At 44.2% G+C, this 15,389-nt stretch carries 14 protein-coding genes, 3 tRNA genes, 2 rRNA genes, 1 other RNA gene and 1 other annotated feature (1 of these 21 only partly in view); of the genes, 4 read left to right on the top strand and 16 right to left on the bottom strand.

Going from position 1 to position 15,389, the window contains the following annotated elements; all coding sequences use genetic code 11:
* The 11 genes from MHB62_RS00170 to tadA form a co-directional block, all read right to left on the bottom strand.
* Positions 1–733 (bottom strand): 23S ribosomal RNA (locus MHB62_RS00170) (it extends 2,195 nt beyond the left edge of the window).
* Between the two features lie 80 nt (positions 734–813).
* Positions 814–889, bottom strand: a tRNA-Ala gene (locus tag MHB62_RS00165).
* An 11-nt stretch (positions 890–900) separates the two neighbouring features.
* Positions 901–977: transfer RNA gene (locus MHB62_RS00160), tRNA-Ile, on the bottom strand.
* A gap of 102 nt (positions 978–1,079) precedes the next feature.
* Positions 1,080–2,629, bottom strand: a 16S ribosomal RNA gene (locus tag MHB62_RS00155).
* The 16S and 23S rRNA genes sit together here with 2 tRNA genes alongside, the layout of an rRNA operon.
* Before the next feature lie 245 nt (positions 2,630–2,874).
* The gene (gene bofA / locus MHB62_RS00150; RefSeq protein ID WP_015715090.1) at positions 2,875–3,138 is read right to left on the bottom strand and encodes a sigma-K factor-processing regulator BofA; all 264 of its coding nucleotides are present in this window, start codon (positions 3,136–3,138) and stop codon (positions 2,875–2,877) included.
* Positions 3,139–3,204: 66 nt separating this feature from the next.
* A complete protein-coding gene (locus MHB62_RS00145; protein ID WP_003242387.1) occupies positions 3,205–3,429 on the bottom strand; it encodes a YaaL family protein in 225 nt (74 codons plus the stop codon).
* A 17-nt stretch (positions 3,430–3,446) separates the two neighbouring features.
* Entirely contained in the window at positions 3,447–4,043 is a 597-nt protein-coding gene (gene recR / locus MHB62_RS00140; RefSeq protein WP_003225425.1) for a recombination protein RecR, read from the bottom strand.
* Between the two features lie 14 nt (positions 4,044–4,057).
* On the bottom strand, positions 4,058–4,381 hold the full coding sequence (locus MHB62_RS00135; protein ID WP_003225427.1) for a YbaB/EbfC family nucleoid-associated protein: 324 nt from the start codon (positions 4,379–4,381) through the stop codon (positions 4,058–4,060).
* A gap of 23 nt (positions 4,382–4,404) precedes the next feature.
* Positions 4,405–6,096 (bottom strand): DNA polymerase III subunit gamma/tau, encoded by a 1,692-nt coding sequence (gene dnaX, locus MHB62_RS00130; RefSeq protein ID WP_015715089.1) that lies wholly within the window; start codon positions 6,094–6,096, stop codon positions 4,405–4,407.
* Positions 6,097–6,225: 129 nt separating this feature from the next.
* Positions 6,226–6,490, bottom strand: an RNA gene (ffs, locus tag MHB62_RS00125) — signal recognition particle sRNA large type.
* 82 nt (positions 6,491–6,572) lie between these two features.
* Entirely contained in the window at positions 6,573–7,058 is a 486-nt protein-coding gene (gene tadA, locus MHB62_RS00120) for a tRNA adenosine(34) deaminase TadA (protein ID WP_032723100.1), read from the bottom strand.
* Positions 7,059–7,143: 85 nt separating this feature from the next.
* Between tadA and MHB62_RS00115 the strand changes: the two genes are divergently transcribed.
* The 4 genes from MHB62_RS00115 (at position 7,144) to dck (ending at position 10,414) form a co-directional block, all read left to right on the top strand.
* Entirely contained in the window at positions 7,144–7,689 is a 546-nt protein-coding gene (locus MHB62_RS00115; RefSeq protein WP_003226786.1) for an isochorismatase family cysteine hydrolase, read from the top strand.
* 69 nt (positions 7,690–7,758) lie between these two features.
* Positions 7,759–9,042, top strand: a complete 1,284-nt coding sequence (locus MHB62_RS00110) for a glycoside hydrolase family 18 protein (protein WP_032723098.1) — start codon at positions 7,759–7,761, stop codon at positions 9,040–9,042.
* Between the two features lie 98 nt (positions 9,043–9,140).
* Positions 9,141–9,764 carry a deoxyguanosine kinase gene (gene dgk, locus MHB62_RS00105; RefSeq protein ID WP_003226790.1) on the top strand — a complete coding sequence of 208 codons (624 nt, stop codon included), beginning with the start codon at positions 9,141–9,143 and terminating at the stop codon, positions 9,762–9,764.
* Positions 9,761–10,414, top strand: coding sequence for a deoxyadenosine/deoxycytidine kinase (dck, locus tag MHB62_RS00100; RefSeq protein ID WP_003226792.1), 654 nt, complete (start codon positions 9,761–9,763; stop codon positions 10,412–10,414). The genes dgk and dck overlap by 4 nt, the downstream gene beginning before the upstream one ends.
* 111 nt (positions 10,415–10,525) lie before the next feature.
* Here the strand turns inward: dck and MHB62_RS00095 are convergent.
* The 5 genes from MHB62_RS00095 to dacA all read right to left on the bottom strand — a co-directional run bounded on the left by MHB62_RS00095 (position 10,526) and on the right by dacA (position 15,376).
* A tRNA-Ser gene (locus MHB62_RS00095) sits at positions 10,526–10,618 on the bottom strand.
* A gap of 134 nt (positions 10,619–10,752) precedes the next feature.
* Complete coding sequence (gene serS, locus MHB62_RS00090) at positions 10,753–12,030, bottom strand: serine--tRNA ligase (RefSeq protein ID WP_003247131.1); 1,278 nt, start codon at positions 12,028–12,030, stop codon at positions 10,753–10,755.
* Positions 12,031–12,086: 56 nt separating this feature from the next.
* Positions 12,087–12,299: a binding site (T-box leader), on the bottom strand.
* A gap of 52 nt (positions 12,300–12,351) precedes the next feature.
* Positions 12,352–12,942: a pyridoxal 5'-phosphate synthase glutaminase subunit PdxT gene (gene pdxT, locus MHB62_RS00085; RefSeq protein WP_003226797.1), complete on the bottom strand. Its 591-nt coding sequence runs from the start codon at positions 12,940–12,942 to the stop codon at positions 12,352–12,354.
* 21 nt (positions 12,943–12,963) lie between these two features.
* Complete coding sequence (pdxS, locus tag MHB62_RS00080) at positions 12,964–13,848, bottom strand: pyridoxal 5'-phosphate synthase lyase subunit PdxS (RefSeq protein ID WP_003247145.1); 885 nt, start codon at positions 13,846–13,848, stop codon at positions 12,964–12,966.
* A gap of 196 nt (positions 13,849–14,044) precedes the next feature.
* Positions 14,045–15,376 carry a D-alanyl-D-alanine carboxypeptidase gene (gene dacA, locus MHB62_RS00075; RefSeq protein ID WP_015715084.1) on the bottom strand — a complete coding sequence of 444 codons (1,332 nt, stop codon included), beginning with the start codon at positions 15,374–15,376 and terminating at the stop codon, positions 14,045–14,047.
* Positions 15,377–15,389 lie beyond the last annotated feature (13 nt).

The raw sequence follows: 15,389 nt of genomic DNA, 5'->3' as shown, positions 1-15,389 counted from the left end.
ATCACCTGGTTTCGGGTCTACGACCACGTACTCATGCGCCCTATTCAGACTCGCTTTCGCTGCGGCTCCGCATCTTCTGCTTAACCTTGCACGGGATCGTAACTCGCCGGTTCATTCTACAAAAGGCACGCCATCACCCGTTAACGGGCTCTGACTACTTGTAGGCACACGGTTTCAGGATCTCTTTCACTCCCCTTCCGGGGTGCTTTTCACCTTTCCCTCACGGTACTGGTTCACTATCGGTCACTAGGGAGTATTTAGCCTTGGGAGATGGTCCTCCCGGATTCCGACGGAATTTCACGTGTTCCGCCGTACTCAGGATCCACTCAGGAGAGAACGAAGTTTTGACTACAGGGCTGTTACCTCCTATGGCGGGCCTTTCCAGACCTCTTCATCTACCTCGTTCTTTTGTAACTCCGTATAGAGTGTCCTACAACCCCAAGAGGCAAGCCTCTTGGTTTGGGCTAATCCCGTTTCGCTCGCCGCTACTCAGGGAATCGCATTTGCTTTCTCTTCCTCCGGGTACTTAGATGTTTCAGTTCCCCGGGTCTGCCTTCTCATATCCTATGAATTCAGATATGGATACCACTCCATTACGAGTGGTGGGTTTCCCCATTCGGAAATCTCCGGATCAAAGCTTGCTTACAGCTCCCCGAAGCATATCGGTGTTCGTCCCGTCCTTCATCGGCTCCTAGTGCCAAGGCATCCACCGTGCGCCCTTTCTAACTTAACCGTTAAAAAGAATCACTATGTGATATCTTGTATTACTATTGAATGTGATGTCTACTGTTATCTAGTTTTCAAAGAACACGTTGGTGGAGCCTAGCGGGATCGAACCGCTGACCTCCTGCGTGCAAAGCAGGCGCTCTCCCAGCTGAGCTAAGGCCCCGTTATATAAGATGGTGGGCCTGAGTGGACTCGAACCACCGACCTCACGCTTATCAGGCGTGCGCTCTAACCAGCTGAGCTACAGGCCCATCTTAACTTATTCAAGGAACAAAGTTCCTTCAAAACTAAACAAGACAGGGAACGTTCTGTTTATAAGACCCAAGGTCTTATATTCCGTATAATATCCTTAGAAAGGAGGTGATCCAGCCGCACCTTCCGATACGGCTACCTTGTTACGACTTCACCCCAATCATCTGTCCCACCTTCGGCGGCTGGCTCCTAAAAGGTTACCTCACCGACTTCGGGTGTTACAAACTCTCGTGGTGTGACGGGCGGTGTGTACAAGGCCCGGGAACGTATTCACCGCGGCATGCTGATCCGCGATTACTAGCGATTCCAGCTTCACGCAGTCGAGTTGCAGACTGCGATCCGAACTGAGAACAGATTTGTGGGATTGGCTTAACCTCGCGGTTTCGCTGCCCTTTGTTCTGTCCATTGTAGCACGTGTGTAGCCCAGGTCATAAGGGGCATGATGATTTGACGTCATCCCCACCTTCCTCCGGTTTGTCACCGGCAGTCACCTTAGAGTGCCCAACTGAATGCTGGCAACTAAGATCAAGGGTTGCGCTCGTTGCGGGACTTAACCCAACATCTCACGACACGAGCTGACGACAACCATGCACCACCTGTCACTCTGCCCCCGAAGGGGACGTCCTATCTCTAGGATTGTCAGAGGATGTCAAGACCTGGTAAGGTTCTTCGCGTTGCTTCGAATTAAACCACATGCTCCACCGCTTGTGCGGGCCCCCGTCAATTCCTTTGAGTTTCAGTCTTGCGACCGTACTCCCCAGGCGGAGTGCTTAATGCGTTAGCTGCAGCACTAAGGGGCGGAAACCCCCTAACACTTAGCACTCATCGTTTACGGCGTGGACTACCAGGGTATCTAATCCTGTTCGCTCCCCACGCTTTCGCTCCTCAGCGTCAGTTACAGACCAGAGAGTCGCCTTCGCCACTGGTGTTCCTCCACATCTCTACGCATTTCACCGCTACACGTGGAATTCCACTCTCCTCTTCTGCACTCAAGTTCCCCAGTTTCCAATGACCCTCCCCGGTTGAGCCGGGGGCTTTCACATCAGACTTAAGAAACCGCCTGCGAGCCCTTTACGCCCAATAATTCCGGACAACGCTTGCCACCTACGTATTACCGCGGCTGCTGGCACGTAGTTAGCCGTGGCTTTCTGGTTAGGTACCGTCAAGGTACCGCCCTATTCGAACGGTACTTGTTCTTCCCTAACAACAGAGCTTTACGATCCGAAAACCTTCATCACTCACGCGGCGTTGCTCCGTCAGACTTTCGTCCATTGCGGAAGATTCCCTACTGCTGCCTCCCGTAGGAGTCTGGGCCGTGTCTCAGTCCCAGTGTGGCCGATCACCCTCTCAGGTCGGCTACGCATCGTTGCCTTGGTGAGCCGTTACCTCACCAACTAGCTAATGCGCCGCGGGTCCATCTGTAAGTGGTAGCCGAAGCCACCTTTTATGTTTGAACCATGCGGTTCAAACAACCATCCGGTATTAGCCCCGGTTTCCCGGAGTTATCCCAGTCTTACAGGCAGGTTACCCACGTGTTACTCACCCGTCCGCCGCTAACATCAGGGAGCAAGCTCCCATCTGTCCGCTCGACTTGCATGTATTAGGCACGCCGCCAGCGTTCGTCCTGAGCCAGGATCAAACTCTCCGATAAAGTAGTTTGACTGACTACGCACATCGCTGTGCGATTTATAAAAAATGAATTAACAGGTACGTTTTGTCTTGTTTAGTTTTCAAAGAACTTTGTTTACCGCTCGTTTAAGCGACTTTATTATCATAACATTTACCGTCGCTACTGTCAACAACTTTTTAACATTTCCTTTTTAAAAAAGCTGTTCGTCATCAGCGACGTATATTAGAATAACACCTTCAGTTGTCTAAGTCAATACATAATATCAATTAAATGATAAATTGCTTAATAACGACTAACGCAGCTATCCCGGGTATCCCTAAAATTCCGCTGATAGCTGTTGTAACCAGATTAATCGGCACATGAATGCCAAGACTACCGCCAAACATATTTACACAAACCAGCAGCAAAGCACCTGCCACAAATTTAACAGCTGTGATGCCCATCCACTTTAAAGGCTTCGCAGCTGAACCTGATAAAAAAAGAAGAATAACCAGTCCTAAAATAATCCCAATAATAAAAATAGGCTCCATGAATCTTCTCATCTCCTTCGCTTGTTCTAGTACAAGCTTATGAGAAGATCCAGGAGTTTAGACCACTTACTTCCACCGGCTGATTTTTAAATTTCGCTGCTTCGCTTCCCTTAAGTAAAAAAAATACTTCGCTTCAGCTACTTTCAGTTCGTATAACACTTCAGCAGACGGTTCTAAGCTTTTTTCAACCAGCTTTTTTTGCCTGTTCCACTCTTCCTTTTGCTTAAAAAGCTGCTCGGTTAGTTTTTCATCAAACTCTCTTCTTAATGTTTTCTTGCGAAGAAAACCCATGGATCGCTTTTTCCTCCTTACAATTCACGTCTTCCTTCAAGTGCTTTAGAAAGAGTGACCTCGTCAGCATATTCCAAGTCACCGCCGACGGGCAGTCCGTGGGCAATACGGGAGAGCTTAATACCAGACGGCTTGAGGAGCCTTGATATATACATCGCCGTTGCTTCCCCTTCTATATTAGGGTTTGTCGCGAGGATCACTTCTGTCACTTGATCATCCTGTAATCGTTTTAACAATTCTGGTATTTTAATATCCTCCGGTCCAATGCCGTCCATTGGAGAAATAGCGCCGTGAAGAACGTGATACTGTCCGTTGTATTCCTTCATTTTCTCCATAGCGATAACATCCTTAGGGTCTTGCACAACACAGATAACAGACTTATCCCTGCGCGTATCTTCACATATATAGCAAGGGTCCTGATCTGTAATATGCCCGCAAACTGAACAATATGTCAGGTTGCGTTTCGCATTTACTAATGCTTTCGCAAAATCTAATACTACATCTTCTTTCATACCTAGAACAAAAAAAGCCAGACGAACCGCTGTTTTCGGTCCGATCCCTGGCAATTTCATAAAGCTGTCAATCAGCTTTGATATTGGTTCAGGATATTGCATGTTCTTTTATCCCCCTAGAATAAACCTGGCATGTTCATTCCCTTTGTAAATTGACCCATTGTTTCGTTTGTGATTTCGTCAACTTTTTTCAAAGCTTCATTCGTTGCAGCAAGCACTAAATCTTGAAGCATATCAATATCTTCAGGATCAACGACTTCTTCTTTGATGATAACATCCAGGATTTCTTTTTGGCCGTTTGCTTTTACTGTTACCATACCGCCGCCTGCAGTTCCTTCAACAACCTTTTCTGCAAGCTCTTCTTGAGCCTTCGCCATGTCCTTTTGCATTTTTTGCATTTGTTTCATCATTTTTTGCATATTACCCATTCCGCCACGCATAGCATTCACTCTCTTTCATTTTGTTAGTCTTTTATTTCAATTAAATCCGCTCCAACAAGCTTTTTCGCTTCGGCAATAAGCGGGTCTTCTTCAGCCGGTTCATTTGATCCTTCATTTTCCTGCTGATGATCTTCTAAAAATTCTTCTCTTATTTTACCCCATTGTGCTTCTGGAACGCCAATCAAATCCATTCTTTTTCCGAGCATCGATTCTAAAATCTGCTCAAGATTAGTCCGGACTCCGTTGTTATCCTCAGCGACCATTTTACAATGAATTTCATATTTGAATTTCAGAACAAATGCCGCCGATCCGGCAGCCACAGGTTCACTGTCATTCAGCAAAGCGGCATGTGATACTTTGTTTTGCTGTTTGAGATGAGCAAGAAGCTTGCCCCAACTGTTTCTGAGCAGATCAAGATCCGGTCTTGTGGCTTCCTTCAAAATCTCATGAATTCTGCCTACTGGCGCTTTGTAATTGGATTTCCCGCCCTTTGGCACACGCGGCGCTTCTTTTTTCGGGCTTTCCGCAGCTGCTTTTATGCCAGTTGTTTTGAGCCGCTCTACTTCCTGTTCGAGCTGCTGGATTTTTTTCATCAGCATATCCACTTCCGGGAGAACAGCAGCAGATTGATGTGAGGTTTGGCAAATCTTCACAACGGCCACTTCGAAAAAGATACGCGGATGATTTGTCCATTTCATTTCCTGATGGCTCTTGTTCAGAATATCAATCATTTCATATAGGGCCTGATCCGGAATTTGTTCACTTAGTTCCCGGAACGTTTCATCGACTTTTACTTTCTCAAGCACTCCCTCTAAGCCAGGGGCTGTTTTGTACAGCAGCATGTCCCTGAAATAGAAAATCATATCTTCTATCAGCTTAGCTGGATCTTTTCCTTGCTGAAGCAATTCATTTAATGTTTCCAGTGCGTCAGAAACGTTTTTATCATGCAGGGATTGTGCAAGCTTCCCGATATATAATTGAGAAACAGCACCCGTAATTAAAAGCGCATCTTCGACTTTCAGGATATCGCCGCTGAATGATATGGCCTGATCAAGAAGGCTCAGGGCATCCCTCATCCCTCCGTCTGCAGCACTCGCGATGATATCCAGCGATCCTTCCTCCACTTGCAGCTGTTCAGCATCAACAATTTTATTCATGCGGCCTACAATCGCTTGGGAGGTAATTCGTTTAAAGTCAAAACGCTGACATCTAGAGATAATGGTTAAAGGAATTTTGTGTGGTTCAGTTGTTGCTAATATGAAAATACAATGCTCAGGCGGCTCTTCTAATGTTTTTAGTAATGCATTAAAAGCGCCGATAGAAAGCATATGCACCTCATCTATGATATATACCTTATATGTGACGGCCGATGGGGCAAACTTCACTTTATCGCGAATGTCACGAATCTCATCAACACCGTTATTAGAAGCGGCGTCAATTTCTATGACATCGGATATTGACCCGTTTGTTATCCCTTTACAGGCCGCACATTCGTTGCATGGCTCATCAACAGGAGCATGTTCACAGTTGACAGCCTTAGCAAATATTTTGGCTGCACTGGTTTTTCCGGTTCCTCTTGGCCCGGAAAACAGATAGGCGTGAGAAAACTTTTTTTGCAAAAGGGCATTTTGCAGCGTTTTTGTAATGTGTTCTTGTCCGACCACATCTTCAAAGCGCTGAGGCCTGAATACTCGATATAAAGCTTGGTAACTCACGGGTTTGCCCTCCTCCGTTATTCATCATTCCCATTATACATGAACCTTGTTTCGATTCCAAAAGCTCTTTTTACATAACAAAAAACTCACCTAATGTTAGGTGAGTCTGAAAATTTGATGATTGATTTACCGTGCACCTTCTGTCGATTCGCTACCCTAAGCGTTACTTAAGCAGTTAGCTCGGCCCAGGCAACCCTGCGGCACATGAGAGGTTTCACTTAATGCTGCTTCCTTCCGGACCTGACATGGTTCATGAATTCCCATTGCGCAGGACCCAAACGTCAACACCACTTACTTAAGGCAGGCCTTAAAGTAAACGAACCTCGAGAAGGGATTCGGCCCTGCTAGAGCGGATTGCAGGTACAGGGCACCGCTACCTCCCCGCTTAGCACGGCAAAATAAATATCAAATTTTATGTTGCATCTATTACGATGCACACTTAAGTATATCTGTTTCCCCTAAAAATTGCAACCGTACTATTCAGACAAGTTTTTCCTGGCGGCTTTCTTCATTTTTCTTAGTTCTCTGAAAAACGCACTGAGCATTCCGCCGCATTCTTCCTCAAGTACACCGCTCACCACTTCAGCCTGATGATTAAAGCGTTCCTCCTGAAGAAGGTTCATTAGCGTGCCTGAACAGCCGCCTTTCGGATCAAATGCGCCAAAAACCACTTTTTCCACTCGAGAAAGTACGACTGCACCAGCACACATTGGACAAGGCTCAAGCGTCACATAAAGAGTCGCACCTTCCAGCCGCCATGTTCCGAGTGCCTTACACGCTTCATCAATTACAAGCATTTCTGCATGGGCAATAGATCGCTGTTCAGTCTCTCTTAAATTATGTGCACGCGCTATAATTTCATCATTAACGACAAGCACCGCACCTATTGGCACTTCACCTTTCTCTTCAGCCTTTTTCGCTTCTTTAATTGCTTCTTTCATATAAAGTTCATCTTGTGTCATAAGGATAAGCTCTCTTTTCAAAGTTTTTTCATTGCCTAAAAAGGCTACATATTAACTATAACTGAAACGGAAAGGAGACTGTCGATTGTCCAAAGCAGATACAGCCCTTCTCATTGTAGACATGATCAATAATTTTGAATTCGATATGGGAGAAACCCTCGCTAAAAAAACAGAGAAAATCGTTCCTCATATTTTATCATTAAAGGAGCACGCGAGACAAAATGAATGGCCGATTATTTACATCAATGATCATTATGGACTTTGGCAAGCTGACATTAAAAACATTCAGCAAGAATGCACAAATGAAAGAAGCAAGGATATCATCACAAAGATAGCCCCGGAAGATGCTGATTATTTTTTAATCAAACCAAAACATTCCGCTTTCTACGAAACTGCACTTCACACCCTTCTTACTGAGTTGCAGGTGAGACATATTATCTTAACAGGTATAGCCGGCAATATATGTGTGCTGTTTACCGCTAATGACGCTTATATGAGGGAATACAGCATCACGATTCCTAAGGACTGTATCGCGTCAAACAGTGACGAAGATAACGAATTCGCCTTAACTATGATGGAGAATGTTCTTTTCGCAGAAATTACGACGGAAGAACAAATTACAGAAAAATAAACATGATCAGCGCTTTTCTTTCATACATTGATAGCGATATGAAAGGAGGCGTTTTTCATTCAAATTTATGTGGTAAAACAAGGCGACACTCTTTCTGCTATCGCTTCACAATACAGAACAACCGTAAGTGAGATCACTGAAACGAATGAAATACCGAATCCCGACAGCCTTGTTGTCGGACAAACCATTGTCATTCCAATAGCTGGCCAGTTCTATGATGTGAAGCGAGGTGATACCCTGACATCCATCGCCCAGCAGTTCAATACAACAGCAGCCGAGCTCGCAAGGGTTAACGGCATCCAGTTAAATACCGTGCTTCAGATTGGTTTCCGTTTATACATCCCTCCAGCTCCTAAACGAGACATCGAATCAAATGCTTATTTGGAGCCCCGAGGAAATCAAGTCAGCGAAAATCTCCAGCAGGCGGCCAGAGAAGCGTCACCCTACTTAACGTACCTTGGCGCATTCAGCTTCCAGGCACAGCGGAACGGAACCTTAGTCGCACCGCCTTTAACGAATTTAAGGAGCATTACAGAAAGTCAAAATACAACATTGATGATGATTATAACGAACCTAGAAAACCAGGCATTTAGTGATGAACTTGGCCGGATCCTTTTGAACGACGAAACTGTAAAAAGAAGGCTTCTAAATGAAATAGTGGAGAATGCCAAGAGATATGGCTTCCGTGACATTCATTTCGACTTTGAATATTTGCGGCCCCAGGATAGAGAGGCCTATAATCAATTTCTCCGCGAAGCAAGGGATCTTTTTCATCGAGAGGGCTTAGAAATTTCTACGGCTCTTGCTCCTAAAACAAGTGCAACACAGCAGGGCAGATGGTATGAAGCTCATGATTACAGGGCGCATGGCCAAATTGTCGACTTTGTTGTTCTCATGACATATGAATGGGGCTATAGCGGCGGGCCGCCTCAAGCGGTTTCTCCAATTGGACCTGTCCGTGATGTCATAGAATATGCTTTGACTGAAATGCCTGCGAACAAAATTGTCATGGGCCAGAATTTATATGGATATGACTGGACGCTGCCATATACAGCAGGGGGAACTCCAGCAAGAGCAGTAAGCCCTCAGCAAGCCATTGTCATAGCTGATCAGAACAATGCTTCCATTCAGTATGACCAAACCGCTCAAGCTCCTTTCTTCCGCTATACTGATGCAGAAAACAGAAGGCACGAGGTATGGTTCGAGGATGCCCGCTCGATTCAAGCAAAATTCAATTTGATTAAAGAGCTGAATTTAAGAGGCATCAGCTATTGGAAGCTGGGTCTTTCCTTTCCACAAAACTGGCTGCTGCTGTCTGATCAATTTAATGTTGTCAAAAAGACGTTTCGATAATTTGGAAACGTCTTTTTTTCATGGGGGCACCCAAGGGTTGTGATACAATATGAAGGTCGGTAACTGACGCACGTTTTTCAGATATAAGGAGGATTCCGATGAATACAGCCCCTTTTATTGCAATAGAAGGTCCTATCGGGGCAGGAAAAACAACTCTCGCAACGATGCTCTCACAAGAATTCGGATTCCCTATGATCAATGAGATTGTAGAGGATAACCCGTACCTTGATAAGTTTTATGACAATATAGAGGAATGGAGCTTCCAGCTCGAGATGTTTTTTCTTTGTCACAGATACAAACAGCTTGAAGACACCAGTGATCACTTTTTAAAAAAGGGACAGCCTGTAATAGCTGATTATCATATTTATAAAAATGTGATTTTTGCGGAACGCACCTTGTCTCCACATCAGCTGGAAAAATACAAAAAGATATATCACCTGCTAACGGATGATCTGCCAAAGCCGAATTTCATCATTTACATAAAGGCCAGTCTGCCTACATTGCTACATCGCATTGAAAAACGCGGGCGCCCCTTTGAGAAAAAAATTGAAACTAGCTATTTGGAGCAGCTGATTTCAGATTATGAAGTCGCCATCAAGCAGCTGCAGGAAGCAGACCCTGAACTTACAGTGTTAACCGTAGATGGTGATTCAAAGGATTTCGTTTTGAATAAGAGCGACTTTGAACGCATTGCCGCCCATGTAAAGGAGCTTATCGTATGAAGGAACATCATATCCCTAAGAATTCAATTATTACAGTAGCAGGAACAGTAGGTGTCGGAAAATCGACTTTAACAAAAACTTTAGCTAAACGGCTTGGATTTAAAACATCTTTGGAGGAAGTCGATCATAATCCATACTTGGAAAAGTTCTATCATGATTTTGAACGTTGGAGCTTTCACCTTCAAATTTATTTCTTAGCTGAACGCTTCAAAGAACAGAAAACAATTTTTGAAGCCGGCGGAGGTTTTGTACAGGATCGTTCGATTTATGAAGATACAGGGATTTTCGCAAAAATGCATGCTGATAAAGGGACAATGTCAAAGGTTGATTATAAGACTTACACAAGCCTTTTCGAAGCAATGGTAATGACACCGTATTTCCCACACCCAGATGTGCTGATCTATTTAGAAGGAGATCTGGAGAACATTTTAAACCGGATTGAACAACGCGGCCGTGAGATGGAGCTTCAGACAAGCAGGTCTTATTGGGAAGAAATGCATACACGCTACGAGAACTGGATAAGCGGTTTTAATGCCTGCCCTGTTTTAAAACTTCGCATTGAAGATTATGATCTTCTTAACGACGAAAACTCGATTGAAAATATTGTAGATCAAATTGCTTCAGTTATTCATGATAATCAAAAAAAGTGAATCTCAGTCGAGATTCACTTTTTCTTTTAAATAAAAAATCCGCCGCACCGAATGCAACGGACAAAACAATCTCCAATATATGCTTGTGTTTCATTAGAATTAAAATCAATATGGCGGAGGAAGAGGGATTCGAACCCCCGCGGGCTTTGACACCCCTGTCGGTTTTCAAGACCGATCCCTTCAGCCGGACTTGGGTATTCCTCCGTATCGACAAGACTTACTATATCACGTATGTTCTCGTGTGGTCAAGCATTTTTAAAAACTTTTTTTGTTTTTATGAAAATGCCGTGTTTACATAAGCAAAAAGGCGCACCTTGTCAGGCACGCCTTTCCATAATTTACGGTTTCATTACTTCTCTATTCCCCATATAAGGACGAAGCACTTTCGGAATCACAACGCTTCCGTCTTCCTGCTGATAATTTTCTAAGATAGCAGCAACTGTTCTTCCAACCGCCAGTCCTGAACCGTTCAGTGTGTGTACATGCTCAGGCTTGCCTTTCGCTTCACGTCTGAAACGAATATTCGCACGTCTCGCCTGGAACGCTTCGAAGTTGCTGCAAGAAGAGATTTCTCGATATGTGTCTTGGCTTGGAATCCAAACTTCGATATCGTATTTTTTCGCAGCCGTAAAGCCTAAGTCACCCGTACACATGCTCATGACACGGTATGGAAGCTCAAGCAGCTGAAGAACCCGTTCTGCTTGGTTTGTAAGCTTCTCTAATTCTTCATAAGAATCTTCAGGCTTCACAAACTTTACAAGCTCAACTTTATTAAATTGGTGCTGACGAATTAATCCGCGTGTGTCACGTCCTGCTGAACCAGCTTCAGAACGGAAGCAAGCACTGAATGCCGCATAGTTGATCGGCAGGCTGTCACCTGAAAGGATTTCATCGCGATGCATGTTTGTAATCGGCACTTCCGCCGTTGGAATTAAGAAATAATCTTCTTCTCTGATTTTAAATGCATCCTCTTCAAATTTAGGAAGCTGCCCCGTTCCCGTCATGCTTGCGCGGTTTACCATATATGGCGGGATCACTTCAGTGTAGTTATACTCATCCACATGCAGATCAAGCATAAAGTTATAAAGCGCACGCTCCAAACGAGCACCTAAGCCTTTATAGAACACGAAACGGCTTCCTGTTACTTTGGCAGCACGTTCAAAATCCAGAATACCCAGCTCATCCGCAATATCCCAGTGCGGCTTCGGCTCATAAGCAAATGAAGGCTTTTCACCCCATTTACGCACTTCTACGTTGTCGTCTTCTGTTTCACCGACAGGTACAGACTCATGCGGAATATTCGGGATTGAGAGAAGGATTGTATCAAGCTCAGCTTCCACTGTTCGCAATTCTTCATCAAGCTTTTTAATTTCCTCGCCGACTTCACGCATTTCTTTAATAATGTGATCCGCGTCTTTTTTCTCACGCTTCAGCACAGCAACCTGCTGAGAAACTTCATTTCGTTTTCCTTTTAACTCTTCAACCTTGCCGATAAGCTCTCTTCGTCTATCATCCAGCGCCTCAAACTTATCAAAATCAGTTAAGTCTTCGCCTTTGTGTACAAGCTTTGCTTTAATTTCTTGAAAATTTGCTCTCAGCATTTTCGTATCAAGCATGCGAAACACTCCTTTTTTTATTGATTTGTCGAAAATAAAAAGAGCCCTCATCCCCATAAAGGGACGAGAGCTCTCGCGTTGCCACCCTGATTGAAAACAAATCAAAGACTCGTTTTCCACTTTCAAACATAACGGTTATCCCGTAAATGCCTACTTGTTTCAGCATTTCGCTCAAGGATGGATTCAGACAGCATCTTTCACCGATTCGCACCAACCATCGGCTCTCTTAGAAAGAGAGGCTCCCTACTAGTTCCTATCAACGCTTTTCGATCTTTATTTGTGCTTATAATGTACTATAAGTTTCCACAGCTTTCAACTGTTTTATACAAGTGCCTTTTGCTTATATTCCTCAACCATTTCAACAAACAGCTGTGTCACTCGGTGATCTTCTGTCAGCTCCGGATGGAATGAGCAGCCAAGGAATTGCCCCTGTTTCGCGGCTACAATACGACCATTATGCTCCGATAGAACTTCAACATTTTCACCAGCTTCTAAAATATGCGGAGCACGGATGAATACCCCTGTAAAAGGCTCGTCCAAGCCTTTAATTGTTAAATCAGCTTCAAAGCTGTCAACCTGCCGGCCAAATGAATTACGTTCTACAACCACATTCAGAAGACCTAAATGAGGATTATCTGAACCGGCAATTTCTTTTGCTAATATAATTAATCCGGCACATGTTCCAAACATCGGTTTGCCCTGAGCAGCGAATTCACGAAGCGGCTCCATGAATTGATACGTATCGATCAAACGGCGCATCGTCGTGCTCTCACCGCCCGGCAAAATCAACCCGTCAACTTCGTTCAGCTGCTCCGGACGTTTTACGACAAGACCAGCCGCGCCGCATGCTTCAATCGCATGGATGTGCTCTCTAACTGCTCCTTGAAGTCCTAGTACACCTATTGTTAACATGTCAGCAGCGCTCCTATGTTCTTACCAGCCGCGTTCTTGCATACGCTGTTCTGGAAGCAAGTTTGAGATTTCAATCCCTTTCATTGCAGTACCAAGCTCTTTTGACAGCTCAGCGATCAATTTGTAATCAGTGAAGTGAGTTGTTGCTTCCACAATTGCTTTCGCAAATTTAGCAGGGTTGTCTGACTTGAAAATACCAGAACCAACAAATACTCCGTCAGCACCGAGCTGCATCATGAGAGCAGCATCAGCTGGAGTTGCTACGCCGCCAGCGGCAAAGTTAACGACAGGAAGCTTGCCGTCTTTTTTAATTTGAAGAAGAAGCTCGTAAGGAGCACCTAGGTTTTTCGCTTCTGTCATTAGTTCATCCTCACTCATCGCAACTACTTTGCGCACTTGAGCGTTAACTTTGCGCATATGGCGAACAGCCTCAACAATATTACCTGTTCCAGGCTCACCTTTTGTGCGAAGCATAGAAGCACCTTCCGCAATACGGCGTGTTGCTTCACCAAGATCACGGCAGCCACAGACAAAAGGAACTGTGTATTCATTTTTATTTAAATGAAATTCTTCGTCAGCCGGCGTCAGAACTTCACTTTCATCAATATAGTCAACACCCATAGCTTCAAGCACACGCGCTTCAACAATATGTCCGATACGCGCTTTTGCCATTACCGGGATAGATACTGCATTCATTACTTCTTCCACGATTGTAGGGTCAGCCATACGGGCAACTCCTCCAGCCGCGCGAATATCTGCTGGCACACGTTCTAGCGCCATTACAGCGACAGCTCCAGCTTCTTCAGCGATTTTCGCTTGTTCCGCATTGATGACGTCCATGATGACGCCGCCTTTTTGCATTTCTGCCATTCCGCGTTTTACACGTTCAGTACCTGTTTGAGCCATTTCTTGGTCCCCCTAATCAAGGTATAGTTATATGATTTCTAATTCTTATTGTATCCTAGAAATCCAATAATTCATATGGATATATACTATTTTATTCGGTTTTTAACGCTTTGAAAATCATTTTTTATTAAAAATTGGGTTTTTTCAGTATATTACGCGAAAGAGCCCTAACATCCATCAGAGCTCTTTCAATTGATTAAAACCAGCCGGTTACCGTATCAACAATGCTTCCCCAAATTCCGGCAAAAAATCCGCCGATACTGCGCATTGTCAAAACAAACCAGTTTGCTTTTTCTACATTTTCTTTTGTAACAAGGTCTACGCCAGCCAGATCGCTGTTAATGAATCCGTAATCCTTTTCATCACCTGTGTATTCCGCAGTCAGCTTCCCAACCTTGGTTCCTTTTTTCACAGGAGCAGTTAAGTTGTCTTTATTCAGTGTGACCTTCGCTTTGTAATTCTTTTCTTCACCATTTTTGACAGGAAGAGAGAACGCCTTGTTTGTCACAATGCCTACTTCTTTCTCTTTACCCTTATCAACTGAAATTGTTTTATGGTCTTTTACTTGATCGCCTTCAGCATAAATTTCTTTCATGGAGAAATTGTCGAAAGCATAATCAAACATTTTTTTCGTTTCATCGAAACGGCCTGTATGAAGGTTGCCCTTTGCGTTTAAAACAACAGTGATGACACGCATACCGTTGCGTTCAGCTGTTCCTGTAAAGCATGAACCCGCAGAGTCAGTAGAACCTGTTTTCAGTCCGTCTACAGTCGCTTTTTTATACTCGCTGACAAGCCCCTTCAGCATAAAATTCCAGTTCGGCATGTCCATTTCATCATCGGTGCCTTCTCTGAATTTCGTTTTGGCGATACTGGAAGTCTCCAGTATCTCAGGGTAATCAGTAATCAAGTGATCCGCAAGAATCGCCATATCCTTTGCAGAAACTTCACTTTCTTCATTTACGCTTGTCCCCTCAGGCTGATGCCCGTGAAGATCTTTGTTTTCAAGACCTGTTGCGTTAACAAATTTGTAATCTGTTAAGCCTAGTTCTTTTGCTTTTGCATTCATTTTTTCAACAAACTTAGTTTCAGAACCGGCAACGATTTCTGCAATCGCAATAGCAGCAGCATTTGCAGAATAAATTGCTGTAGCTTGATATAATTCTTTTACTGTGTATTTCCCGTCTTTCCGAAGAGGAACGTTTGATAAGCTGTTATCTTGGGAAATTTCATACACATAGTCATCAGGCGTATAGGTTTGGTCCCATTTCACTTTACCTTGATCAATTGCTTCCAATAACAGATACTCTGTCATCATTTTTGTCATACTCGCAATTGGCAGTCTCTTATCTGCATTTTTACTGTAAAGAATTTTACCTGAAGAAGCTTCGATCATAATAGCAGCAGATGCATTGATATCAATTGGATCGCTGGCTGCTTTTGCTTTTGACATTGGAGCCAGACACGTGACAGCTAGAGTTAACACAACCAATGACATCAGTAGCTGTTTACATTTCTTGATGTTCAATCGTACGACCTCC

Origin of the sequence: Bacillus sp. FSL K6-0255, assembly GCF_045040725.1 — a bacterium.
Lineage (GTDB): Bacteria > Bacillota > Bacilli > Bacillales > Bacillaceae > Bacillus > Bacillus subtilis.
The sequence above is the reverse complement of the archived record's forward strand: the minus strand, read 5'-3'. Positions and strand labels throughout refer to the sequence as shown.